Below are 23,921 nucleotides of genomic sequence, written 5' to 3' on the forward strand. Positions count from 1 at the left end.
GGCAGCCAGATTTTGCCCCCCACTCCGCAGCATCCGACCACATGGTTTCTACCAAGCGGTTATCATTAAGCACTTTATGACACTGCTCCTGCCGCATACACTCCAGCATTTTTCCAGCGCCAGCTTGCACCGACTCCATATCTTGACTCTTTTGCCATTCTACATAAAGCCACTCGTTTGAGTAATCATAAGAGATTATAATGTGCTCACTTTCAAACAGTACGCGAAGGGCCATAGCCGGGAATGCAATAGGTTAGTACTTCCAGGCAACAAGACGTTGTCGAGAGCCTGAAATGAGTGGGTGGGGGAAAAGTAAAGATAAAAGCTGTACATAACCCAGTTTGTTTTCACAATAGCGGGATTTATAGCACCGCTCGTCGGCCCGAGGCGTCGTTCCATCCGCTTAAAACCCAATATCGAGCACCAGCGGCTGCACCTCCCACTGCCCCGTACGAATATTATAAATAGACCGAACGCCCACTTCCAGCGGCGTGCGCAGACGCATCGGATTAAACACGAAGGTCACGTCGAGGCCGGCCGTGGCATAGTTGCTACGGAAGTTCAGCGGCCCCTGGTTCGTTGCTAAGCGCCGCTGACCGGAAGCCACATCCAGAAAGCCGTTGGCTTTGATGCGCTGAATATACAGCCAGCGCCCCAGCGTCCAGTGCGTGTCGGCTATGGGCAGACGATATTCTATGCTCCCTGCCTGCAGCTTATCGAAGCTCACGTACGATTGACCACGAGGATACGCTATCAGGGAGTTGAACTGATACTGGGACTGATCGTGGTATTGGTAGCCGCCACGCAGGCGCAACGAATGGTGCTTAAGCAGCCCCGGAAAGTACAGATTACCCTGCACCGCCCACTGCTCGCCCTGCAAGCCGTCCCCAAAAGGAGTCGTGCGCCACACCGCGCTCAGGTTCTGGCCCCAGCGCTGCCCTACATCGCGGCGGCTTTGCAGAAGCTGATGATAATAGCTCAGACTGTACTGTATGATGTGCAAAGAGCCGCCAAACCCGACTTCCGTCAGGCGGCGGGACCGTAAGTCGTAGTCGTGCACTTGCTGCTGGCTATAGTGGGCGCCCAGCGTCAGGCCCTCCAGGTATTTGGAGCGTGTAAAGTTGAGCGGCAGGCGCACCCCGGTAGTAAACTGGGTATAGCGCCAGCGGTCGGTGCTGGCGCTATCGAGTGGAGCGCGCCTGTCGATGAACCCGGAAGTACGGCGGCCCCCATGCTGTACGCTTAGATCAAGTACCGGCAAAAATCCTTGGTAGCTGAGGTCGGCGAAGACGTTTCCGGTCCGTTCGGTCTGGTCGAAGCCCACGCCGGCCACGGCCACCGTAGTGCTCAGCAAATCCTGGGAGCGGACGCCCAACCGCACGCCTTGGCCATCCGGCGATTGTACCAGCCCCCAGCTGAACACGTTGAATAAATGATTGAACCGGTTGTAGCGACTTACCGCTAAGCTTGGTGGCACCGTTCCTGAATCGGGCAATACGGCGCCTATAGTAGCTACACCGGGCTCCTGCGTGAGCAAGGGGTCGGTGTAGGCGGGCGGCGTGACGGGCGCAGCTGGTGCAGCCGTCCAACGCGCAGGCTCCAACGGCATTTCGGCCACGCGGGCGCCTTCCACCCGAAAATCATGAAAAGCCAGGCGCTGACCGTCGGGGGAAACGGCGGCATGATAAGCGCCCAGCGGCCGGGAGGTAACCTGCGTCACCTGCCCCGTGCTGATTTCTACCGCGTATACATTATCAATTCCCGACTGGGGCGAATTATAGAACACAAAATTGCCCCCCGGCTGCGGGTGGCTCAGGTTGTTGTTGGCTACGGGCAGCAGCTCGCGGATCTGGCCGGTTTCGGTGTCGATAAGAGCCAGCGTTTTGCCCCCCGGCTTGAGCAGCACGGCTGCTACGGTACGCTGGTCGGGCAGCCAGCGGGGCTGGAGGTACAGGTCGTTGTCAGGGTTCGGCAGTACGCGCTGCTCCTGGCCGGAACGGGCGCCGAGCACCACCAGGCGGTTCTGGTAGGCCGAGTCGCTACGCACGGCCACCAGGCGCTGCCCATCACTGGAAAGGGCCGCGGCAGTATAGCGGCTGCGGCGGGTGAGGTGGGTCAGTTGCCCCGACGCCAGATCAAGCACCCTGATTTCGGAGTACACCCGCTGCCCCCAGCGCGCATCGTACCGGAATTCCAGCCAGCAGGCCCGTCCGCCGCCCACCGACAGCATTTCGGGGTTATTCACCAAGCCTTGCACGAACACCTTTTTTTCCTGGCCTTGCTTATCAAGCAGCACCAGCTGAGAAATATCGCCCAGACCCGTTTTCACTGCCAGCACGGTGCTATCGGTTACATACTGCGGGTATTGGTACTGCGTAAAGATTTTGGGGTCGGCGGCAACGGGAAAGGTGGTAGCGGCCGTTAGTTGCAAGCCCTGCTGCTGCGCCCGCCACATAGAGTCGACCTCGCTCATGGTGCGGGCATACAAATCCTCTACGCGCACCCCAGCCGTACGGCGCAGGCTGTTGGAAAAGGAAAACGGATAGACCGGAAAGCGGTAGTAGCGGTTGAGCACCTCGCTCCAGGCGTTAGGCCCAGTGGTGCGCTTAAGGTTCGTAGTCAGAAAATAGCCCAGCACATAGTGGTTAGGCACATTATCGCGGTAAGAGCCCCCCACGGCCTTGCTGTAGTTGAAACGCCGCCCGGCCAGCAGATTTGCCCGCAGGCTGATATCAAAATTAGGAATGCGACCCCGCCCACTGCGCGTCAGCAGGGTTTCGGTGCCCACGGCATCACCCTCAAAAAACCAGTCGGGCATACCGATAGTCGCGGTGCTCAGCGCCCCGTTGCCAAATACTGAATAAGCGAGCTTCGTAATACCCTGCAACCCCTTGTCGTACTGCACGATATGCCGAAACTCGTGGATGGCCAGCTGGTCGAGCCAGTCGAGGGTACCGGTCAGAAACGGATCCTGCGGGGGCGTAGTATAAAACTCGGAGCGCCGGGGCAGTACCGTGGCAAAACCATTGCCGATGGTAGTCTGGGTTTGTAGGATAACCGTCAGGGGCCGGGGCTGGCGCTCCAGGGAGGCGCTCACCGGTGCATACACCTGCTCCAGACGCTGCGCCGTAAGCTGAGCCTGCGCCGAAAACCCTGCCGGGTACAATACCTGAAAGTGCGGCGTGCGTACCTGATACCAGCGCAAAGACAGCGGATTCTGGTTCAGCAGCGGCAAGATTTGGGCCCGCCCCGGCGTGAGGCAAGCCGTTAGCAGGACAAAGGCTGCCGCCAGAAAGTGTTTTAGCATCATAGAGATTTGACTACCGCAATAAACTTCAGCAGCAACCGGAAAACAAGCGCTTGTCCTTACCTGGATTTATCCGTTCTGCCGCCGCTCTTGTCCTACCCTGAAATGCTGATTGGAGCCTAGAGAGCTAGTATGGTCAAACATTTGTTCTTATATAAGCAACTTAAAGCAAGCCACTTACGAAAAACATACCTTTGCAGATTCTGCGCCATGCAACTATGCAGCAGCGTTAAGGCTCCTGCTGCTAAACCCAAATAATAAGGAGCAGTGCTTATGCTACTTCGCTTTTTTCCTGTGCGTGTGTTGCTGCGGGACTAGGATTTGGCGGCTACACTACCAGTAATCAGCCAGCTGCCTCGCCGCCTACCCGCTGGGTATTACGCACCCTCGATGGCAAGCCCCTGCCCGACTTCCGGTCAACAGCGCGGCCTGAGCTTGTTCTACCAGGCGCGAATCCCGCGAAAGGGCCACACTACCGGGGGGCATTTCAACATTCCATCAGCGCCCGCCTACAAACTATCCCGCACGTTATCAGCACCATGATGCGGCGCAGCAATCAGGCAATAGAGGTAGAACTGCGCTATCTGAGCGCACTGGACCAAACCAACCGCTTTGAAATCAGGGGCAATACCTTGCACTTATACGCGGCCAGGCAAGCAACGCCGCTGGCTACTTTTAAGGTGGCGAGCAGCGCCTTATAAAACCTTTCTACGCTTTTGTTAGCGACGAATAGCACTAGGCTGCAACTCATCAGCGTGTTGCAACCAGGTGCAAGCAGCATCTAGGTCATCGAACATAACAATAGTCAGGCTGGTAGCGCAGCGCAAAGTAGAGTCGATTGAAAATCGACTGTTAAAATCGAGGGCGTATACCCACGCCATATAGGTGAAGCCCACGGCAGAAAGCCGGGGAAACAGGTCTCGTCCCAACCATTCAGATGCCGCCGTCCAGTTGCCTACTGCCTGGGTGCTGTCATTCAGTACTTTCTTGAAACCTGTTAGCGGCACATGCTCCAGCACATAAGTACAGATCTCCTTAATTTCTTCTAACTCCTGCTTTCCCTTCCACTCCACATAGAGCCATTGGTTGGTGCAATCGTGCCAGAGGCTGAGATGAGGGGAATCGAAAAGCGAGTGCATAGCCATATAAATAACAGAACAGGATAGCTAGTAAGTCAATGTAAGGTAGGTATAAACTCGAAACCGGAACCACTATTTAGGCGTCCCGCGGATAGTGTGTATTACTATATCAGTAGCGCGACTAGATGGGGAATGAGGAAGGGTGGGCCTCACATGTTTCGAGCCAAGCATACGCGGCCATCAAATCATTGAAGCCCACTACCACCGGCTTGGAGCTGCGCAACAAGGTGAGGTCGGTGGAAAAGCGGCTGTCGAAGTCGAGCGAGTAAACCCAGGCCATATACTCCAGGCCAGCTGCGGCCAGCTGCTGCAGAAAGCCATGCTCTACCCAGCTTCTGGCCTGGATGTGAATGCTGCTTAGGCGGGTGTTGTCATTGAGAATCTTATGGCAATGCTCCGCTTGTAGGTGCGCTATTATCTGCGCGCACCCCAGCTGAAGCGTCCGCAGGTTCTGGGCGCCTACCCAATCAGTGTAAAGCCACTGATTGCGGTTATCGTACGAGATAGTAAGGTGCGGCTCGTCGAGCAGCGTAAACAAACTCATTTTATCTGTTATTGAACAAAAGTAATATCGTAAAAACAATAACAATGCCCATTCCTGTAACTCGAGATTAGAAAGATTACCGGCAACAGGCAACGGGCTGAAATAGGCTTTCAGCCAATAATTTAGAATGTTGAAAATATAATCAATGATTTAATCATACTATCCGCAGTCACATCGAATGGCGACACCGCGTTCCAACAATCAATATTTCATTGTCATTTGCTAGATATTCAATCATATAAAGAAGATACGCGGGAGATTTGTAATCATAATAAGTTCAACTTTTAATATTTAAGCGAATCAGATAAATTCAATTTCAAGCTGTTAAGGAGGATATCATTTGTACGGGATGAATGGTCTGTTAGGAAGGTATACGGCTTTTTAATTTAGGCAGCTAGCATACTATATAGCTATGTGCCACACAAAGCTGTATTTTAAATTATTCCTATAATTTATTTATAAATCGGCCTCAATTGCTGAGGCTGGTAGAAATTCATCAAGTTGCTCAAACCGCTTATAATGTGCAACTTATATAGCGTGTTCAAAGTTAAGAGCTTATTACTTTAACAAACAAGCCCAGCGCGTCCAGTCCAGGTTGAGCTACGTACATTGAGGCATGATACGTCACTTAAAATTTTACTTATTGGGTGTGCTGCTAGGGGCAGCAGCCTGTTCACAGAACCGCTCGGACGCTCAACCCACCCGCTCTACGGCTGGCAAAGCTCCGACTAACTTACAGGGCCTAGCCGTGGCAACCTTGGCAGGCGGCTGTTTTTGGTGCACCGAAGAGGTGTTTGAGGAAATAAAAGGCGTGCGCGAGGTAGTGTCGGGCTACGCGGGTGGGCCCGAGAAAAAACCAACCTACGAGCAGGTAGGCAGCGGGCGCACGGGCCATGCCGAGGCAGTTCAAATCTACTACGACCCCAAACAGGTGAGCTACGCAACCTTACTCGACGTTTTTTTCCGCGCCGCCCACGACCCCACGACCCTCAACCGCCAGGGCCCCGACGCGGGCACCCAGTATCGGTCGGTTGCTTTTTACCGCACCCCGCAGGAGAAAGAACAGATTACAGCCACCATTCAGCGCGTAAATGCCGCCAAACAGTACTCTAACCCCATCGTGACCCAAGTGACGGCCTTCACGGAGTTCTGGCCCGCCGAAGAGTACCACCAGGGCTACTACCGCCTGCACCCCAATGAGTCGTATGTGCAGTCGGTATCGACGCCTAAGGTGGAGAAGTTTCGCAAACTGTTTCCGAAGCTGCTAAAGTCGCCGCTGTAAGCTTGCAGTTGGCTATTTACAACAAAAAAGCCCCCCACGTCCGGCGTGGGGGCTTTTTGTTGTAGTCGAAGCAGTTGGGCAGAATCGGCTTAGCTCTGCTAATCCGGGCTGGGCTGCGTAAACTTAAGGCCGGTTTGCAGCCTGCCGTGTTTCTTGCCGGATGCAGCTGGAAGCAATTTGGCAGGCCCCTATTATTAAAGATCCCCTATTGACTGTATGGCTTTACCTGCCTTTGCTTCCAAGCTGCCTGACGTAGGCACCAGTATTTTCACCGTCATGTCGCAGCTAGCCACCGAATGCGGCGCCATCAATCTGGCCCAGGGCTTTCCCGATTATGATCCGCCGCAGGTGCTTACGGAGGCACTGGCCCGCCATGCGCGCACCAGCGGCCACCACCAATACGCCCCGATGCCGGGCCTGCCGCGCCTACGCGAGCAAATCAGCCAGAAAACCGCGCAGCACTACGGGATTTTGCCCCCAGTCCCGATACCGACATCACGATTACGAGTGGGGCCACGGAGGCGCTGTATACCGTGCTGGCCGCCGTGGTGCGGCCCGGCGACGAAGTCTTGGTATTGGAGCCAGCCTATGATCTGTATGGTCCGGCTATTCGGTTGCAGGGTGGAGTACCGGTGTACGTGCCGCTTCTGCCACCCGATTTTCGGCCCGATTGGGAACGAGTGGCTGCCGCTCTTACGCCGTGCACCCGCCTGCTGCTCGTCAATACGCCGCATAACCCAAGCGGTGCCGTGCTCACCGATGCCGATTGGCAACACTTAGCCGCGCTGCTCGCCGATACGCCCACGCTGCTGCTCAGCGACGAAGTGTACGAGCACATGACCTTTGACGGGCAGGTGCACCGCAGCGCGTTGCAGTATCCGGCCTTGGCTGAGCGCAGCTTTGTGCTGTCGTCGTTTGGCAAGACCTACCATGCCACGGGCTGGAAAGTGGGCTATTGCGTAGCGCCGGCCATTCTTACGGCGGAGCTGCGGCGGGTGCATCAGTTTGTGACGTTCAGTGTGAGTACGCCTACGCAGCATGCGCTGGCTGATGTGCTGGCTGATGCCGCTCATTACGAAGCGCTGCCCGATTTCTACCAGCAAAAGCGCGACCTGTTTGCGGAGCTGATGGCTCCCACTCGCTTTGAGTTGCTGCCAGTGCAGGGCGCCTACTTTCAGTTGGCCCGCTATAATGCTATTGCGCCCGACGAAGACGACGTCAGCTTTGCCCGCCGCCTTACCCGTGAGGCGGGAGTAGCCGTGGTTCCTGTTTCAGCTTTTTACCACAATGGCACCGATCATGGACTTATTCGGTTTTGCTTTGCCAAACAGACCGATACCCTAACTACTGCTGCTGAACGACTCTACAAGCTGTGACTACCACTAAATAATTAAAAAATATATGTGCATTATTATAAAATAGGTAATATTGATACATACTTAAACGTCGGTTTTACGTTAGTATTAACCCTACTCTATAAGGCTCCTTCTGTGGCTGATCTTACGGTTTCCTTTATACAAGCCAGCTTGCAATGGCATGACCCTGAGTCGAATAGAAGCGGGCTGCTGCGCTATATTCAGGATCTGCCGATAGCAACTGATTTAATTGTGCTGCCGGAAATGTTCACCACGGGCTTTTCTATGAAGGCACCTGAGCTGGCCGAAACCATGGATGGGCCCAGCGTTGCGTGGCTTTTGGCCGCCGCTGAAAGCCGAAATGCCGTGGTGACGGGCAGTCTGATTATCCGCGAAGACGGCCACTACTATAATCGCCTGATCTGGGCGCGGCCCGATGGGACGTTCAGCCACTACGACAAACGCCATCTGTTTCGGATGGCAGGCGAGCACAAAGTATACGCGGCCGGTACCGCGCTGCTGATAGAAGAGTGGCGCGGCTGGCGCATTTGCCCTTTGGTGTGCTACGATTTGCGCTTTCCCGTCTGGAGTCGGAACCCGGCCACCGCGCCTTACGACCTGCTGCTGTACTTAGCCAACTGGCCGGCGGTCCGGCGAATGGCCTGGATGACTTTATTGCGCGCCCGCGCCATTGAAAACGTAGCGTATACCATGGGCGTAAACCGGGTGGGCACCGATGGCAACGACCACACCTATGCCGGCGACTCGGCCCTGCTTGATATGTGCGGCGAGTATCTGGTAGAAGTCGGCAACCAGGAAACCGGCATCACCCGCACCCTACGCCGCAAAGATCTGGAGGATTTCCGGGAGCGTTTTCCCGCCCTGCTCGACGCTGATGAATTTACGATCGGTCAGCCAGTGGCGGCAAGTAAGCGTAAGCCAAAAAAAGCCCCCGGCACTCGAATCAGAATTGAGGTGGCACTTTTACCGCACCAAGAGGCGTCTGACGGCAGTCATTTCGCCGTTTACGCTTTCGGCGCGCACTAAGTACACCCCAGCCGCTACATCGGTAAGGTCGAGGGTATGGCGGCGGGCGGGCTCGGCAACCGTGCGAATGCGGCGCCCCGTGAGGTCAAATACCGTCAGGCGAACGGGCTGGGCAGCTTCGAGGCTGGTGGTGCTGGTGGCTGGATTCGGAAATAGGTTCAGCCCTAGCGCGGCCTCGGCGGCCGGATTGGTACTAAGCACCCGGCCACGGGCCGCAAAAGCAGTAATGCCCCCACTTTCCATCCCTACCAAAAGTTCAGGCGTACCGTCGCTGTTAAGATCGGCCGCCACGGGCGCAGGGCGGTTTTTGGCTTCCGCGCTCCGCTGAACGCCCAATTGAGCCGGCCGATACGCATTCACCAGCCCATTATATAGGATATCGGCCCGGCCAACAAACGGAGCGGTGGGCGTGAGGAGCTGAGTCCGAAAATCGGCGTAGAACCGTAGCTCGCCGCTGGCATCGGCGGTCAGCAGATCGGGCTTGCCGTCGCCGTCGAAGTCCGCGACGGTGGGGTGCAGGTTGCCGGCCGCGCTCTGAATTTGCCCGAAGGTACTCGTACTTAGAGTATAGGCCAGCGCCAGCGCTGCGCTGCCATTGTGGCGGTAATACTGAATACCGTAGCGCGCCGTGCCCGTGGTAGCAGTGTTCACGTTCGTACCAATCAGCAAGTCGAGGTTGCCGTCGCCGTCTACGTCGGTGAAGCAGGGCGCATCGTGAGCGCGATTAGGCAGATTGGCTATGGCCGTGGCTTGATTGACATCGAAAACGGCTGGCTGCCCGGCCGCTGCCTGGTTGAGCACATAAAATACCTGACTAGTAGTACCAGTGGTAGCCGAAAAGGCCATATCGAGGGCACCGTCGCGGTTCAAGTCAACTAGTACAGGTTTGATGCCCGTGTATTTTTTGCCCCCCATCGCCAGATAATCGTCGGTGACGCGCTGAAAATTGGGCTCCGTGGCGGTGCCAATGTTGCGGTAGTAGTGCAAATAGGCAGCATAGCCGGCGGCGCGCCGGTCGGTGCCAGCTACCACCATATCCGTGAGGCCGTCGCCGCTGAGGTCGCCAAAAGCAGGGGCCGCGGCTTCGCTCACTTCCACCATCTCCGCCTGCAAAAAATCGGGTTGGCGCAGCGTAAAGCTCGGTACGGCGGTGGTACTGCCGTTCTCATACAGTCGCACCGATTGAGTCGTGCTCACCTGGTCGTGGTTATCGAAAAGGGCCGGAGCGGCGAGCAGATCAGGGCGGCCATCAAAGGTCACATCCAAGTAATAGCCGGCCGGAAAATTGGTCACCCGAGCAGGAGCGGCTGCCGAAGGAAAGTTGGTATTGAGGCTGGCGCTGGTCATGTTGGCCACGGCGGCCGTGCCCTGGTTCGTCAGGCTGACCAACTCAGGACAGCCATCGCGAGCCGTGAGAATATCCTGGTCGCCGTCGCCGTCGAGGTCCAGCGTCAGCAGGTTAGAGCCCGTAGTATGGGTAGGTTTGCCCCCCGTACAGGCTTCGCTGCCAAATGCGAACGTATTGCACCCCGGCAGACACACCGAGAAATTGCCCCAACGCTCGGCTTCCTGCCGAAACTGCAGATTGCCACAGTTCCCGGTGGCCGTGTTCAGATAAAGCTCTACGCGGGTGCTGCCGTCAAAGTTGAAGCTGAGAATATCCAGTCGCCCGTCGCCGTCTACATCCTGAATGGCGGGCAGATTGGAGCTGCCCGTTACGATGTTGCCGTTGTTGGTGGCGTTATTAAAAAACGTAAGCTGATTACTGACCAGCTCAAACGCGGGCCGACCAGACGTGCCAGCTACGTTGCGGAATACGCGAACGTCGCCGCCGTTGGCGAAGGTGAAGATGTCGGGGCGATTGTCGCAGTCGTAGTCGCGCAGCAGCACCCAGAAAAGCAGATCGGTTGGGAACAATGCCTCGTATTCGGGTGCATATTGCCAGGCGCGGCCACCGCTAGGCGCGGCTACGTTGAGATAGGTCAGCGAGCGGCTGGTCTGCCGATCAAAGACGTAGAGGTCGGATTGGCCATCGTTATTCAGGTCGATAGCTGAGAACTGGGGCGAATTTAGCCCCCCAACCCACGGGTTAGCCAGCGTCTGGGAGCCGTGCGTTACTTTTGCCACCGCCCGCTGCTCAAACCCAAACGGCACCCCCGACTGGGCCGCCGCTCGTAATGCCGGGAGCAATAAAAACAGCACAAATAACCAGCGGGAGCGAACAGGTAGCAGCATACAGAACAAGTAACGAGTAAGAACCCAGATTTCGTCCCTAAGTTTCTAACAACATCCATGAAAAATGTAGCGGCCCTTTATACCCGGTTTCAGCAGTGCGCGGCCGTCAGCACCGATTCGCGGCAAACCCAGGAGGACACGCTGTTTTTTGCCCTGAATGGCCCCAACTTCCAGGGCCGCGATTTTGCCCCCCAGGCCCTGGCCAAAGGCGCCCGCTACGCCGTGGTGGATGATGCCGACCTGGCGGCCACCGATCCTGACCGCTACACGTATGCCGCCGACCCGCTGGCGGCGCTTCAGCAGCTAGCTCAGTATCATCGGCGGCAGCTTACTATTCCGGTGCTGGCCATCACGGGCTCCAATGGAAAAACCACCACCAAAGAGCTCATAAACAGCGTATTGAGCAAGCGCTACCGGGTACAGTACACGCGGGGCAACCTCAATAATCACATTGGGGTGCCGCTTACGCTGCTCAGCATTCAGCCTCAGCATGAGCTGGCTATTGTGGAAATGGGGGCCAATCATCAGGGCGAAATCGCATTGTTGAGCGAGCTGGCTGAGCCCACGCACGGCCTGATTACCAACATTGGCAAAGCGCATTTGGAGGGGTTTGGGGGCGAGGCGGGCGTAGCGAAAGGCAAAGGCGAGCTGTTCGCGTTTCTGGCGGCTACCGGCGGCACGGCCTTTATGAATACCGCTGACTCCAAGCTGCCGGCCTTGGCGGCGAATGTTAGTCATGTAGTCACCTACCCTGGCCCCACCGACACCTACCCGGCCGAGCTGCTTAGCACTGATCCGCAGGTAGTTATGCGGTTGGCTGATGGCACTACGGTGGAAGCGCAAATCACGGGCGGCTATAACTTCCCCAATTTGGCGGCGGCGGCGGCCGTGGGGGCTTTTTGGCGTGCCCGCCGCCGACATAGCCGATGCATTGGCCAGCTACGCTCCCACCAACAACCGCTCACAGCTGGTGCGCACGCCTCACAACGAGATTATTCTGGACGCTTACAATGCCAATCCCTCGTCGATGGCGGCGGCTATTGTCAGCTTTGCCGCCCGGCCCGGCGGGGGGCAAAAAATGGCTATTCTGGGTGATATGTTTGAGATGGGCGACGCGAGCGAGGCCGAGCATCGGGCCTTAGGTCAATTGCTGGCTAAGCAAAATCTGGATACCGTCGTGCTCTGTGGCCTCGATATGCGTTATGCCGCCGATGCTAACGCATCTTTCCACCATTTCCCGACCAAGGCGGAAGCGGCCGCGTGGCTGCAAAAAAGCCCCCGGTCGGCTCCCAGATTCTGGTAAAAGGGTCCAGAGGCATGGGTTTGGAAACGCTGGTGGAGCTGCTGTAAGTCCTCTGACAAAATAGCCGGTCATGCAGAGGCGAAGCCGAAGCATCTCGCGTGTTTAGCTGGATTAGTAACCCAACATCAGCACGCAAGATACTTCGGCTCCGCCTCTGCATGACCGGCTAATAATTGAATAGCCAGCTTGGAATTCTTACTTCTAAAACGGACTCTCGAAACTCTCAAAAAACGGCAGCACCAAATCCTTGTCTGACACATTCGGGTCGGTTACCTGCCAGTCGATGTTGAGCGCCGGGTCGTTCCAGTGCAGGCCGCCCTCGGAGCCGGGGTGGTAGTAATTCGAGCACTTATACAGAAACAGCGTATCGTCTTCCAGCGCCACGAAGCCGTGAGCGAAGCCAATGGGTACGTACAGCACATTGTAGCGCTGAGCGTCCAGCTCTACGCTAACGGATTGACCATAAGTGCTTGAATTCGGCCGGATATCCACGATAATATCGAGGGCGCGGCCAGCGGCTACGCGCACCAGCTTCGCCTGGGCATAGGGCGGCTTCTGAAAGTGCAGGCCCCGCAACACCCCCCGCGCCGAAGACGACTGGTTGTCCTGCACCCACTCATCGGTAATGCCAATCTTGGCGAGTTGCCGGGCGCTGAATGACTCAAAAAAGCCCCTCGGGCATCGGTAAATACGCGCGGTGTAAACTCAAAAACTCCGCTGATGGAGTGCTCCTTAATTTCCATTTTTTCTAGTTAACCCAATCCTAAATCAAAAGACTATCCGGCAGCCAGGCGGCTATTCCGTGTAGTTTATTTATACTTTTTGTCTACTTCAGCTACTACCCGCAAGTATTTATCCAATACCAATTGCTCATCAAACTTATGCTCGGCGAGCCGGCGACTGGCGCGGCCCATGGCAGCTAACTCAGTGTCGCTGAGGCGAAGAATCTGGAGCATCTTGGCTGCCAGGTCGGGGGCGTCGCGAACTTGGCAGAGCAGGCCATTCACGCCATCTTCCACGGTTTCGCGGCAGCCAGGCACGTCGGTAGTGACGATGGGCTTGGCCATGGCCGCCGCTTCCAATAAGGTTTTGGGCGTGCCTTCGCGGTACGAAGGCAGTACGACCGCGTCGGCCTGCGCCAGGTGTTCGGCCACATTGTCGGATGTTCCCAGGTACTCGATGTGGCCGGCGCGGAGCCATTCGTCCAGCACCGCGCGCTTCACCCCAATATTTCCCGACTCATCCACCCCGCCGAGCAGCTGCACGCGGGTGCCGGGCACGGCGCTCCGCACCAGCCGGGCCGCCTCAAAATATTCTTCCACGCCTTTCTCATACAGCACACGGGCTACCATCAGAAACGTAAAAGGCTGCTGCCGGCTAAACGCAGCGGCGGGCTGGAAGCGCTGAATATCCACACCGGAACCGGGCAGCAGATCCGTGATGTGCGGCTGTACCAGGCCGTGCTGCAGAAAAAGCTGGCGGTCATCGTCGTTTTGAAAAAATACCCGCCGCGGAAACCGGAACGTAAACCGATACAGGCCCAACGCCACGCGACTAACCATATTGCGAATAATGAACACCGTGCCCAGCCCCGACACATTATTAACGCTCGGAATGCCGGCCAGCTTAGCGGCCAAAGTGCCGTAGATGTTGGGTTTGATGGTGTAATGCAGCACTATGTCGGGCCGCTCGCGGCGGTAGAGTTTATAAAAGCGCCGCGTAAGCTGAGCGTCTTTCACCGGATTGGTGCCCTTATTTTCCATCCGAATGGGCACAAAGCGGCAGCCTAGTTCGGTTTCGAGGCGGGCCGAGTACTCATCGGGAGGCGCAACGGCCAGCACTTCGTGGCCGGCGGCCTGTAACGCTTTCACCAGGCTGCGGCGAAAATTCCAGATGTTCCAGGAGGTATTAATAACGATAGCAACGCGCATCAGGCCGGCAAAATTTGGCGCAAAGGTAGAGGGCCTTACCCGAAAAGATTGCGACTAAGGACATTACCGATGGTACTTTGCACCGCGTTTGTGTGTTATAGGTCAGGAAATGAAATTATCTGCTGCTTATTTAGTGCGCCAACTGGCGCTGGGGGGCTTTTTGTTGAGTGTAGCGGCCTGCCAATCCGCTGATCCGGTGCAGTCGGCCCCCACGGCGCTGCCCGAGCCTGATCCGGCCGCGCCGGCTGCTATTCTGGGCACCCTGGAAACGGATGCGCTGGCCGCGGGGCAAGCGATTTTCACGGAGCGTTGCGTGGTTTGCCACGGCCCTGATGGGCAGCTGGGAAATAATGGCGCCCACAACCTCACCAAAAGCAACCTAAACATCAATGGGCGCGTGTACATCGTTACCAAGGGCATGGGCAAAATGCCGTCTTTTAAAGATCAGCTCACCGAACAGGAAATTGAGCAGGTAGCCGCGTATTCCCTCACCTTGCGCTGATAAAAGGCGGTCATGCTGAGCGGTAGCGAAGCATCTCGCGTGCTGATGTTGCCACAGTAATCCCGCGTCAGCACGCGAGATGCTTCACTGCTGCTCAGCATGACGTTCAACGAACATTTAGGTCCAGACGACTTACTCTTAACTCACATGGCAAAAAAAACAAACTCGCATAGCTGGAACCCGACCACCAGCAACCGGCACACTACCACCGATAGCGCCGACAGCAATCAGCCCGCCCGCGACCCGGCTACGGGCACCTACAATACCGCAGTAGTAGCCGAAACAGCCGTTCTGGTAGCGGTACCTGACAAACGCCAGCCCGACACAACCACCCAGGAATATCTGGATGAGCTCGCGTTTCTGGCCGAAACGGCTGGGGCGCAGGTTACTAAGCGCTTCGTGCAGCGCCTCGAAAAGCCGGATACCCGCACCTTCGTGGGCGAGGGCAAGCTGGCCGAAATCAAGGCCTACGTGAATCATACCAAGGCCAGCATGGTCATTTTTGATGATGAGCTGTCGCCGTCGCAGCTGCGCAACCTGGAGGCGGAGCTGAAGGTTAAAATCGTGGACCGCTCACTGCTGATCATCGACATTTTTGCCCGGCGAGCGAAGTCGGCTACGGCGCGCACGCAGGTAGAGCTGGCTCAGTATCAGTACTTACTGCCGCGCTTGACTGGCCTCTGGACTCACTTGGACAAGCAGCGGGGTGGGGGCGTGTCGCAGCGCGGACCGGGTGAGACCGAAATTGAAACGGACCGGCGGGTAGTGCGCGACCGGATTGACTTTCTGAAGGAAAAGCTGGAGACTTTCGACAAGCAAAGCAACACCCAGCGCAAGTCGCGGACGGGCGTGGTGCGCGTGGCGCTGGTGGGCTACACCAACGTGGGCAAAAGCACCATCATGAACATGCTGTCGCGCTCCGATGTGTTTGCCGAAAACAAGCTCTTCGCTACCGTCGATTCGACGGTCCGGAAGGTGGTGCTGGAGAACATGCCGTTTCTGCTTTCCGACACGGTAGGATTTATCCGCAAGCTGCCCACGCGCCTGATCGAGAGCTTTAAATCAACGCTGGATGAGATTCGCGAGGCTGACTTGCTGGTGCACGTGGTCGACATCTCTCACCCGTCGTTTGAGGAGCAGATTGCGGTGGTGAACGATACGCTCAAAGACATTAACGCTGCTGATAAGCCGATGCTGTTGGTCTTCAACAAGATAGACCAGTACAGCACCGACACGGCCAACGCCTCGGAGCAGCAGTTTGAAGGGATGAATGCTGACGAAGACGCGCCCGTGCGGCCGTCGTTGGAGCAGCTAAAGGCCACGTACATGGCCAAAATGCACGACCCGGTTATCTTTATTTCGGCCCAGGAACGCACCAACATCGATGAGCTGCGGAGCTTGTTGAGCCGCCATGTCGCCAAACTGCACTACCAGCGCTACCCCAATCAGCAACCCGTGCCGGAGGAATAACCTGCATCTTAATTACTGATGTTACGCGGCATATTAGTCGATTGCTTGGAAAGGATGTTTCCTGAAGCAGCAATAGCTTCTTTCTGAGGCAGAGGTGCAGTTGCCGCGTAACATCAGTTAATTATAGACAAAAAAGCCCCCCAAATAAGTTTGGGGGGCTTTTTTTGAGGATACAGCTTACCTAACAATAGAGACGGTAATCAAAACTCCCCACCTTATTTAGTGAAGCGATACGTGCCGCTAAAGCCGTTGCCTGTTACTTGCAGCAAATACAAACCCACCGTTGGGAGCTGATGGGTTGGAATGTCGAGCAAATTGGTTGCGCCTCTCAGGGGCCGGTACTGCTTCCACAGAATGCGGCCCGTAGCATCCACAATGCGCAGATTTACTGGTCCTTGAATGGCTTCCGCGAAGCGCACGGTAACAGTGGTAGTAGCCGGATTAGGATATAGCACCGCCTGAATCACACGCACCGGCGACTTCACGGCCACAATAGGGCTGGGGTGCGCCTTGCCATCAGTATCTACCTGGCGCAGACGGTAATAAGCCATGCCTGGCACGGGCGAGCCGTCGATGAAGGCGTAGCGGTGGCGGGTGTTGGTAGTACCGTTGCCAGTCACCTGCCCCAATGAGTTGAAGATCTTACCATCGGTGCTGCGCTCCACCAGGAAATACGCACAGTCCTTCTCCGAAGCGGTTTCCCAGTTCACGAGTACGTTTTCGTTTTGGAAGCGAGCCGTAAAGCTGCTTAGCTCGACGGGCAGCGGCACTCGGAGCTTTATTTCGGGTGCCGTGGCGCAGGTGGTAGTAGGGTCATAAATAATCTGAATAGCATTGCCGCGGGCCAGCAGCCCGACAGCATAGGAGTTCACCAGCTTTTCATCTCCCAAATTTGAGCCCCACTTATGGCTGCCAGCTTCCGTGTTGCTGCCAATGGGATTGGTAAGAGGCGTGGAAAAACCGGTACCTAATGGGCTATCGTCCCAGAATATATAGTCGGTGGCGCCGTTGTTGCCGGGCCGTACATCCTGCACTGAAATACCATTGTTTGGTGCCTGTTCGCAGTCCCAGATAGGGAAGTTGACGGGGCCAACGCCACTGGAGAAGGTAACGCTCAGCGTGGTAGCGGTCATCTTGGCTCCCGAATCGGAATTGCCATCCCAGACAAAGGCATTGTTGCCAATAATGGTGTTCTGCTCCAGCACCCGGTCTTTGGTTCGATCATACTGGCCGTCGCTATCGCCGTCGATGAATACCACACCAAAGCCAGCCTGATCTACATTGAGGGTGAAGGTAGTAGTGTTGGTGCCGCTATTGCAGGAAGTGGTCACGGTGGGCGTACCGGGGCGTATGGTAGTCGGATAAATACTAGGATCTGGGTCGTTGACAAAGAGCTTGTATTCAGGGTACCCGCTATTTGTCGACCGGCTTTTGCGCTTTTCCTTAAAATCACCCGCGGCAGTTGTGCCTTGACTATTAGCTACGAGGATGACGCCAAAAGGCTCAATACCCGCGTAGCTCACCCGCTTGATAAAAAAGCTTTCCCCGTTGAAGTTAGGGTTAGGGATTAGGGTAAACAGCTTGAAGTTATCAGATAAGCGGTTGGTGCCCGCGGCGGCCGTGAACGACCAGTGCTGGGAGTACAAACGGCCCGTTTTCTCGCCCGTAGCGTCGCGCACCGTAAAGTCCCAGAGGTCGTACCAGGCTTTGGTTTGCGTAGCAGTGACAGCGTTGCTGGCATCCACTTGCGTAAATTCAATCCAGAAGTCTTGGTCAGCGCCAGTAGTATTCGTATAGCTCAGCGCATTGTAGCCCGCGCCACCCGTAACGAGGCGCGGCCCGGCCGCAGCCTCCTCAGGCGTAGCAATAACCCCCGGTCCGGCCGCCAAGTTAGGCCGTTGCTCCGTTGGTTGTGCCTGGGGCTCAAGGTAGTCTGTTTTAACAAGCGTCTCCGTTGCGCTGGTAGTGCTGTACTTAAGCTCCAGGCGTAATCGACCATTATCAGTTGCATTTGACCGAACACGCCGGACCCCGTAGTACAACGTTTCACCGGCCTTTACTCGAATGTATAAACGCTGATTAGCGGGTGCCCCCAACTTCAAAAAGTATTTCGAGTTGGAAGTAGCGCTGGTCACGGCTCCGTCGTCGTGCTGCAGGTAGCCGATATAGTTGTTGGATCCGTTAGCCGTACCACGGCTGCCGGTGCCCGGAGTCAGATTTTTGGACCCTTCAGCCTGGGCGTCTAGTGTAAGGCCCAACAGTGCCAGCCCACTTAGAAGGTGCTTAGCCTGGCCCCAAAAAGAGAAGAATTGCGTCATCGTCATAAGGTCAAAAGTCAAAATGAGTTATTGCTGAGCTAAGAGCTAAAGCGTCTTTACCCTATATTCGTTTTATTCAATATCAAATATCAAACTATTTTTGGTTTTTCAACTTGCTATTTCTCATTTTATTGCAAATAGGCAGCGTTATAAAATTTATAAACAAATAAAGATATTCATCCGATTTTAGAAAACAATGCGGGTTAAATCTATTTAAAACCTTACTAATGACGTCTTGAAATTGTATTATACCGAAACTAGCATATACATAAATTAGTTCTTAAGCATTAGTTTATTTAAATATTAAAAAGAAAGACTTATATAAATTCCGGGTTGCTGATTTGGGGTTACTTCACCCGATAACTATGTTATGACAGCAGTTAGGACAGCCTTACGCCTCAAAATCCGTATGCTATTTCTGTGTGTCGCTTGGCCAAAACTCGCGTAACGTTTGTAGGTTAGAATCCTCATTCTACCCCTTCCTTGTTTATGAAAACCTTATATCTGATGCGGCACGCGAAGTCGAGCTGGAGCTTTGACGACCTGAGCGACCGGGAGCGGCCCCTGAACGGCCGGGGGCGGAAGGATGCGCCGGCGATGGGCGAGGCGCTGGCCCGGCGCCACGTTCAGCTCGACTTGCTAATCAGCTCGCCGGCGGTGCGGGCGCTCAGTACGGCGGCGCTGGTGGCCAGTGTACTGAAGTACCCGCACGACCAAATTCAGGTGCTTGAGAAAATATATCAGGCCGATGTAAACGACCTTATGCGGGTGGTGCATGAGCTGCCCAAGGAGGCCAGCTCGGTGTTGCTGGTGGGCCACAATAACACCATTACTGATTTCGCCAACTTGCTTTCTCCCAGCCAAATACCTGATATGACTACGGCCGCTATTGTGTGCCTGCACTTCGATACCGACCACTGGGCTCATGCTGACCGCACCAATGCGGAGTATTATTTTTACGACTACCCACGGGATAAGGAATAGCCCTACCTGATAAGGAAATGACGAGTCAAAGCCTCAAGTTGCGGCAACTGGCCGTATAAGGCAGGCACCGATGTATCGTTTTGCCCTGATCACTAATCATCTACCCTTAAAAACACATGGAAATGCCCCCCAAGACCTACCCCACTTTGCTGAACCGGGAGTTGAGCTGGCTGGCATTCAATGCCCGTGTGCTGCAGGAGGCCCAGAGCCCGGAAGTACCCTTGCTGGAGCGGCTGAAGTTTATGGCCATCTTTTCGTCGAATCTGGACGAATACTTCAAGGTGCGCGTGGCCACGTTGCGCCGCCTGGTAAAGCTCAAGAAAAAAACCCGCGCCAAGCTGGGCGAAGACCCGGCGGAGCAGCTCAAAAACCTGCTGGCCGAGGTGAATAAGCAGCAGGAAGCCTTCGGCGACACGTTTCGGGGCAGCATTCTGCCGGAACTGCACCGCCAGCATATTCACCTGCTCTCCGACCACGATCTGAGCGAGACGCAGCTGGAGTGGGTGTGCGACTATTTCCGCGAAAATGTGCGCGATTTGCTCTCGCCCGTCAGTCTCGACGACAACCTGCACCACCTGTTTCTCAAGGACCAGAGCGTGTACCTTACCTTTCTGCTCACCGAGCCGATAAAGGAGAAAAAGCATCAGCCCGACGAGCGAATATTGGTCATAGAACTCCCCACCAAGCGTCATGGGGGGCGTTTTGTGCAGTTGCCCGCTGAGGGCGAAGACCGCTACGTGCTGTTTCTGGACGACGTGATTCGGTGCTGCGCGACTGAGCTGTTTCCGCAATACCAGCGCGTGCAGGTGCATGCCATCAAGATTTCGCGCGATGCGGAGCTGGATATTCAGGAGGAAGTGTCGGGCAACCTGATGGCCAAGATTAAGAGCAGCCTGCAAAAGCGCGAAACGGGCTATCCGGCGCGCCTGCTCTACGACCCAGCCATGCCCCAGGAAGTACTGCGGGCCATAATGCACAAAACCGGCATCGGCAAAGGCGAGCTGGTGGCGGGCAGCCGCTACCACAACTTCCGCGACTTTTTTGGCTTCCCAGACGTTGGCCGCCCCGATCTTACCTATCCGGCCCAGCCGCCGCTGCCTCATCCTTCGCTGCCGCGCGGTGCGGGCAGTATGCTAGCCGCTATTGCCGGGCGCGACCACCTGCTTCACCTCCCCTACCAGTCCTTCGAGTACGTTACGCGCTTCCTCACGGAGGCCGCCCTTGATCCGGCCGTTACCAGCATTGGTGTAACTCTGTATCGGGTATCGGCCAAAAGTGAGGTAGCCAAAGCGTTGGTAAAAGCCGCTAAGCAGGGCAAGCAAGTAACGGTTGTGGTGGAGCTGAAGGCCCGCTTCGACGAAGAATCGAATATGTATTGGGCCGAGAAGCTGCAAAAGGCCGGGGCCAACGTCATTTTCGGCATTCCTGATTTAAAAGTTCACAGTAAGCTGGCCCTGGTTACGCGCACGGAGGACGGGCAGGCCAAAAGCTACGCCTACCTGAGCACCGGCAATTTCAACGAAGTAACCAGCCAGATTTATGCCGACCACGGGCTGTTCACGGCCGACGATCGGCTGACCGATGAGGTAAGCCGCGTGTTCGACTACTTCCTCGACCGGCAGGCCAAAGACGGCTTTGAGTACTTGCTGGTGGCGCCCTTCGAGCTGCGCGACCGGCTCAATGAGTTGGTTGACCACGAGATAAAGCTGGCCAAAGCCGGCAAGGAAGCTTATATCATTCTAAAAGTAAATGCGTTGCAGGATGAGCGCATGATTCATAAGCTCTACGAGGCCAGCGCGGCCGGCGTGCGCGTGGAGCTGCTGGTGCGCGGCATTTCCTGCCTTATTCCGCAGGTGCCTGGTCAGAGCGAGAACATCGAGCAGCGTGGCATCGTGGACCGCTACCTGGAGCACGCCCGCGTGTATGTATTTGGCAACGACGGCGACGAAAAAGTGTTTGTAGCGTCGTCCGACTGGATGGCCCGCAACCTGGATCGGCGGGTGGAGGTCGGCTTCCCTATCCTCGACCCCAAGATCCGCGCCGAGGTGCGCCACCTGCTCGACTTACAGCGCCAGGACAACGTAAAGTCGCGGGACTTTCACAACAACTTTATTGGCCAGGACGACAAAAAAGCCCCCCAGGTACGGGCGCAGGTTGCCACGTATGAATATTTGAAAAAGCTAAGCACCCGTGCGAAGACTGCCCCGGCTAAGCCCGCCAAGCCGGCCCCGACCGGCAAGAAGTCGGCGGGTAAAAAGCCAGCTGCTTAATGCCTATATGTAGCAATTAAAAAAGCCCCCCAACGTATAGTTGGGGGGCTTTTTTCGGTTCGGTAAGTAGCAAATGTTACGAGCCCCAACCGCGGGTGTCCCCGGCAAGGTGCTACGGATGATTACCCACTTGGTGGAGCTTTACCAAAGGTTGTAAGCCGAATAGGTATGCCCAGCGTGGCGCTCAGGCCCGAGCCGCGCACATGCAGGGTGGTAGCGCCCCGCTGGGAGTTGTAGCGATACTCCACCGGCACGAGCAGCATATCCGTCAGGCCCTGGGTGTAGTAGATACTCAGGTTCAGGCGCTCCTTGCCCAGGCGGTAAAAGCGCGCCGTGACCCCGCCGATGAGAAAGCCGCCCCACTTGCGCCGTACGAGGATAGATTCCCTGAACTCAATCGTGTCGTATAATCCACCCCCAGCCCCCAAACCACCACAATCCAAGCAATTATTCCCAATGCGGTTTAGTCCGCCTCCTACCACCACATCCAGCTTGAAGCTAGCTAGATATAGGTGGCGTACCGTGTCAATTTCCCGAATATTATATCGTCCAATCGTCTGGTTGAAGAGCAATGGAATCTGGTGCATATACACGCCGGCACCCGCCCCAAGCCACTCCCCTTCAAACGGGTTATTGGTGTATTCACGAGGCACTTTTAAGCTATAAGCCCAACTCAAGGCGCTGCCGCTGTAACCCACCGAGATGCCGAAGTTATCGGTTAGCTGCAAGCGCGGCATCACTACTCCTTGCTCGTCGAAATTCAACCTAGTGTAGGCTTTGAACGGGCGGGTGCCTTTGCCGAAGTAGGCCCCTTCGGCAAATGTATGGTTCGCGCCTAGCTTCAAATCCAGGTACAGTCGCGCTTGGGCTTGGCTACGCCCATGCATAGCTAAGAGACTCATAACTAGAAAAATAAAGGTGATTGACCGCATATATTAAAAATAAATATAATTTATGTCAGCATACCACGACCGAGGCCGCGTTTCGCGGCAGTTGCCGCTGTTCTCCTTTAGCGCAATAGCGCAAAAAGCCCCTCAGCTACATAGCCGGGGGCTTTTTCTAAGATTTTATCTACTACCGCTTCAGAAAGCGGCGCGGCGGCACGATAAACAGCTCGAAACTGAAGTAAGGAGCGCCGGCCAGCTTGTTGTCGATAACCTTAGTGCGGCCGTTGCGGCGGTCAAATACGTCGAAGGAGTTGTTGTAGCGGTAGCCACCTTCGGCCCCAAACCACAGGAAGTCATAGATTTCACGCTCCCAGCGGCCACGCAGCTTCAGCTCGGTTTCGCGCAGCTCCACGGTCGTAAGGGTGGGATCGATGGCCAAGGGCTCCCGGAACTTGAGGATGTAGCTCAGGCCATTCACATCGTAGCCGGCAAACAGCAGCGACTTGGCCGAGGCATTGTGGCGCACCAGTACACGTGCCGGAAACAGCGCTTCTACGCCCCAATGGTCGCTCCAAGTGCGGTTGTACATGATGGCCGGGAATATACTGCGCCGACCAAAAGTGTAGCCTACTTGCGCCCCGATGCCCCAGGCAAACGTGGGCGACTTCTTCCAGCCATATATCAGCTCATATGACATGCGCAGATAATCTTTGAGCCGCAGCTCCGAAGAAGTGTAGTCGCCGTTTAGCTCGCCTTTCACCCGACCCAGCACGAAGTTATCCTCATTAATGGGCCGCAACACCACCAATTGAGTACCCAGCGTTTTGAGGCCCTTGTTTCGTAGCTCCTCATAGAGTTGATAGTTGGTGGGCTGGTCCTCAAACACGAATTTCTCGCGCTCGTAGTTCACCCCAACCACCATCTTGAGGTGGGGCCGGTTCCAGACCGGGATGTAGCCTTTGACGATGAAGCGGCTGTTACGCTCTACATGACCTTTCCGATCAGTGAAGTCGTCGCTCCGCGATTTGGAAGTAATATCGAAGCCGCTGGTGCGCTCATAATGCAAAATCAGGCCTTTGCTCGGGCCCTGCCCCAGCACGGAAGGGTTGGCAAATTCTTTCTCCTGCGTTGCCTCTTTCAAAGTCGTCGAATCGGTAGGCAACGGCGCGGGGCGCGGGTACACGGGCGTGCGGGGCGGCGTGATCTGCGCCTGCGCACCACGAGCAGGTAGGAAGAAAGCTACCAGAGCTAAAATTTGCCCCCCACGGCGCAAAAAGGCGGAAATCGATGTCATGTTAAAACGAAAATATAATCTCCAGAAACCCACAATTCCTCAATTCTGGGCTT

Annotated in this window: 19 protein-coding genes; 10 read left to right on the forward strand and 9 right to left on the reverse strand. The window is 55.8% G+C overall.

All coding sequences use genetic code 11. The annotated features are described in order from the left end of the window. Positions 1-403: 403 nt before the first annotated feature. Positions 404-3,310 (reverse strand): TolB family protein, encoded by a 2,907-nt coding sequence (locus MKZ35_RS14345; protein ID WP_482513919.1) that lies wholly within the window; start codon positions 3,308-3,310, stop codon positions 404-406. Positions 3,311-3,564: 254 nt separating this feature from the next. On the opposite strand from MKZ35_RS14345, the gene MKZ35_RS14350 reads away from it, so the two are divergent. After that, positions 3,565-4,008 carry an META domain-containing protein gene (locus tag MKZ35_RS14350; RefSeq protein WP_482514754.1) on the forward strand — a complete coding sequence of 148 codons (444 nt, stop codon included), beginning with the start codon at positions 3,565-3,567 and terminating at the stop codon, positions 4,006-4,008. A gap of 18 nt (positions 4,009-4,026) precedes the next feature. Here MKZ35_RS14350 and MKZ35_RS14355 read toward each other — a convergent pair whose 3' ends face one another. Continuing rightward, positions 4,027-4,446, reverse strand: coding sequence for a hypothetical protein (locus MKZ35_RS14355; protein ID WP_482513920.1), 420 nt, complete (start codon positions 4,444-4,446; stop codon positions 4,027-4,029). Positions 4,447-4,567: 121 nt separating this feature from the next. Continuing rightward, positions 4,568-4,990 (reverse strand): hypothetical protein, encoded by a 423-nt coding sequence (locus MKZ35_RS14360; RefSeq protein ID WP_482513921.1) that lies wholly within the window; start codon positions 4,988-4,990, stop codon positions 4,568-4,570. Between the two features lie 616 nt (positions 4,991-5,606). Between MKZ35_RS14360 and msrA the strand changes: the two genes are divergently transcribed. The 3 genes from msrA to MKZ35_RS14375 all read left to right on the forward strand — a co-directional run bounded on the left by msrA (position 5,607) and on the right by MKZ35_RS14375 (position 8,674). Then, on the forward strand, positions 5,607-6,272 hold the full coding sequence (msrA, locus tag MKZ35_RS14365; protein ID WP_482513922.1) for a peptide-methionine (S)-S-oxide reductase MsrA: 666 nt from the start codon (positions 5,607-5,609) through the stop codon (positions 6,270-6,272). Between the two features lie 500 nt (positions 6,273-6,772). Continuing rightward, positions 6,773-7,648 (forward strand): methionine aminotransferase, encoded by an 876-nt coding sequence (locus tag MKZ35_RS14370; protein WP_482514755.1) that lies wholly within the window; start codon positions 6,773-6,775, stop codon positions 7,646-7,648. 114 nt (positions 7,649-7,762) lie between these two features. After that, on the forward strand, positions 7,763-8,674 hold the full coding sequence (locus tag MKZ35_RS14375; protein ID WP_482513923.1) for an amidohydrolase: 912 nt from the start codon (positions 7,763-7,765) through the stop codon (positions 8,672-8,674). On the opposite strand, the gene MKZ35_RS14380 is transcribed toward MKZ35_RS14375, so the two are convergent. Further along, entirely contained in the window at positions 8,612-10,909 is a 2,298-nt protein-coding gene (locus MKZ35_RS14380; RefSeq protein WP_482513924.1) for an FG-GAP-like repeat-containing protein, read from the reverse strand. The two genes, MKZ35_RS14375 and MKZ35_RS14380, sit on opposite strands and share 63 nt — an antisense overlap. 57 nt (positions 10,910-10,966) lie before the next feature. Here MKZ35_RS14380 and MKZ35_RS14385 point away from each other — a divergent pair, with 57 nt between their 5' ends. Both MKZ35_RS14385 and MKZ35_RS14390 read left to right on the forward strand, forming a co-directional pair. Beyond that, on the forward strand, positions 10,967-12,004 hold the full coding sequence (locus MKZ35_RS14385; protein ID WP_482513925.1) for a UDP-N-acetylmuramoyl-tripeptide--D-alanyl-D-alanine ligase: 1,038 nt from the start codon (positions 10,967-10,969) through the stop codon (positions 12,002-12,004). Continuing rightward, positions 11,907-12,212, forward strand: a complete 306-nt coding sequence (locus MKZ35_RS14390; protein WP_482514756.1) for a glutamate ligase domain-containing protein — start codon at positions 11,907-11,909, stop codon at positions 12,210-12,212. Before MKZ35_RS14385 ends, MKZ35_RS14390 begins: the two co-directional genes overlap by 98 nt. A gap of 201 nt (positions 12,213-12,413) precedes the next feature. On the opposite strand, the gene rfbC is transcribed toward MKZ35_RS14390, so the two are convergent. Together rfbC and MKZ35_RS14400 are read right to left on the reverse strand one after the other, a co-directional pair. Further along, positions 12,414-12,902 carry a dTDP-4-dehydrorhamnose 3,5-epimerase gene (gene rfbC / locus MKZ35_RS14395; RefSeq protein ID WP_482514757.1) on the reverse strand — a complete coding sequence of 163 codons (489 nt, stop codon included), beginning with the start codon at positions 12,900-12,902 and terminating at the stop codon, positions 12,414-12,416. A gap of 119 nt (positions 12,903-13,021) precedes the next feature. Next, positions 13,022-14,143, reverse strand: coding sequence for a glycosyltransferase family 4 protein (locus MKZ35_RS14400; RefSeq protein WP_482513926.1), 1,122 nt, complete (start codon positions 14,141-14,143; stop codon positions 13,022-13,024). Between the two features lie 109 nt (positions 14,144-14,252). On the opposite strand from MKZ35_RS14400, the gene MKZ35_RS14405 reads away from it, so the two are divergent. Further along, positions 14,253-14,645, forward strand: a complete 393-nt coding sequence (locus MKZ35_RS14405) for a c-type cytochrome (RefSeq protein WP_482513927.1) — start codon at positions 14,253-14,255, stop codon at positions 14,643-14,645. A 147-nt stretch (positions 14,646-14,792) separates the two neighbouring features. Further along, positions 14,793-16,115 (forward strand): GTPase HflX, encoded by a 1,323-nt coding sequence (gene hflX / locus MKZ35_RS14410; RefSeq protein ID WP_482513928.1) that lies wholly within the window; start codon positions 14,793-14,795, stop codon positions 16,113-16,115. A gap of 215 nt (positions 16,116-16,330) precedes the next feature. Here hflX and MKZ35_RS14415 read toward each other — a convergent pair whose 3' ends face one another. Further along, positions 16,331-18,454: a T9SS type A sorting domain-containing protein gene (locus MKZ35_RS14415; RefSeq protein ID WP_482513929.1), complete on the reverse strand. Its 2,124-nt coding sequence runs from the start codon at positions 18,452-18,454 to the stop codon at positions 16,331-16,333. Between the two features lie 468 nt (positions 18,455-18,922). On the opposite strand from MKZ35_RS14415, the gene MKZ35_RS14420 reads away from it, so the two are divergent. Together MKZ35_RS14420 and ppk1 are read left to right on the forward strand one after the other, a co-directional pair. Next, positions 18,923-19,417: a SixA phosphatase family protein gene (locus tag MKZ35_RS14420; RefSeq protein WP_482513930.1), complete on the forward strand. Its 495-nt coding sequence runs from the start codon at positions 18,923-18,925 to the stop codon at positions 19,415-19,417. Positions 19,418-19,539: 122 nt separating this feature from the next. Then, positions 19,540-21,687: a polyphosphate kinase 1 gene (ppk1, locus tag MKZ35_RS14425; protein WP_482513931.1), complete on the forward strand. Its 2,148-nt coding sequence runs from the start codon at positions 19,540-19,542 to the stop codon at positions 21,685-21,687. A 122-nt stretch (positions 21,688-21,809) separates the two neighbouring features. Here ppk1 and MKZ35_RS14430 read toward each other — a convergent pair whose 3' ends face one another. Both MKZ35_RS14430 and MKZ35_RS14435 read right to left on the reverse strand, forming a co-directional pair. Then, positions 21,810-22,589, reverse strand: coding sequence for a hypothetical protein (locus MKZ35_RS14430; RefSeq protein WP_482513932.1), 780 nt, complete (start codon positions 22,587-22,589; stop codon positions 21,810-21,812). Between the two features lie 172 nt (positions 22,590-22,761). Further along, a complete protein-coding gene (locus MKZ35_RS14435; RefSeq protein ID WP_482513933.1) occupies positions 22,762-23,868 on the reverse strand; it encodes a DUF6268 family outer membrane beta-barrel protein in 1,107 nt (368 codons plus the stop codon). Positions 23,869-23,921: the final 53 nt, after the last annotated feature.

The sequence above is a fragment of the Hymenobacter sp. R533113 genome (assembly GCF_056835965.1).

Coding starts and splice junctions, on each gene's coding strand:
- MKZ35_RS14345 (WP_482513919.1), bottom strand. CDS start 3,310: ATGATGCTAAAACACTTTCTGGCGGCAGCCTTTGTCCTGCTAACGGCT.
- MKZ35_RS14355 (WP_482513920.1), bottom strand. CDS start 4,446: ATGCACTCGCTTTTCGATTCCCCTCATCTCAGCCTCTGGCACGATTGC.
- MKZ35_RS14360 (WP_482513921.1), bottom strand. CDS start 4,990: ATGAGTTTGTTTACGCTGCTCGACGAGCCGCACCTTACTATCTCGTAC.
- msrA (WP_482513922.1), top strand. CDS start 5,607: ATGATACGTCACTTAAAATTTTACTTATTGGGTGTGCTGCTAGGGGCA.
- MKZ35_RS14380 (WP_482513924.1), bottom strand. CDS start 10,909: ATGCTGCTACCTGTTCGCTCCCGCTGGTTATTTGTGCTGTTTTTATTG.
- MKZ35_RS14385 (WP_482513925.1), top strand. CDS start 10,967: ATGAAAAATGTAGCGGCCCTTTATACCCGGTTTCAGCAGTGCGCGGCC.
- MKZ35_RS14400 (WP_482513926.1), bottom strand. CDS start 14,143: ATGCGCGTTGCTATCGTTATTAATACCTCCTGGAACATCTGGAATTTT.
- MKZ35_RS14405 (WP_482513927.1), top strand. CDS start 14,253: ATGAAATTATCTGCTGCTTATTTAGTGCGCCAACTGGCGCTGGGGGGC.
- hflX (WP_482513928.1), top strand. CDS start 14,793: ATGGCAAAAAAAACAAACTCGCATAGCTGGAACCCGACCACCAGCAAC.
- MKZ35_RS14420 (WP_482513930.1), top strand. CDS start 18,923: ATGAAAACCTTATATCTGATGCGGCACGCGAAGTCGAGCTGGAGCTTT.
- ppk1 (WP_482513931.1), top strand. CDS start 19,540: ATGCCCCCCAAGACCTACCCCACTTTGCTGAACCGGGAGTTGAGCTGG.
- MKZ35_RS14430 (WP_482513932.1), bottom strand. CDS start 22,589: ATGAGTCTCTTAGCTATGCATGGGCGTAGCCAAGCCCAAGCGCGACTG.
- MKZ35_RS14435 (WP_482513933.1), bottom strand. CDS start 23,868: ATGACATCGATTTCCGCCTTTTTGCGCCGTGGGGGGCAAATTTTAGCT.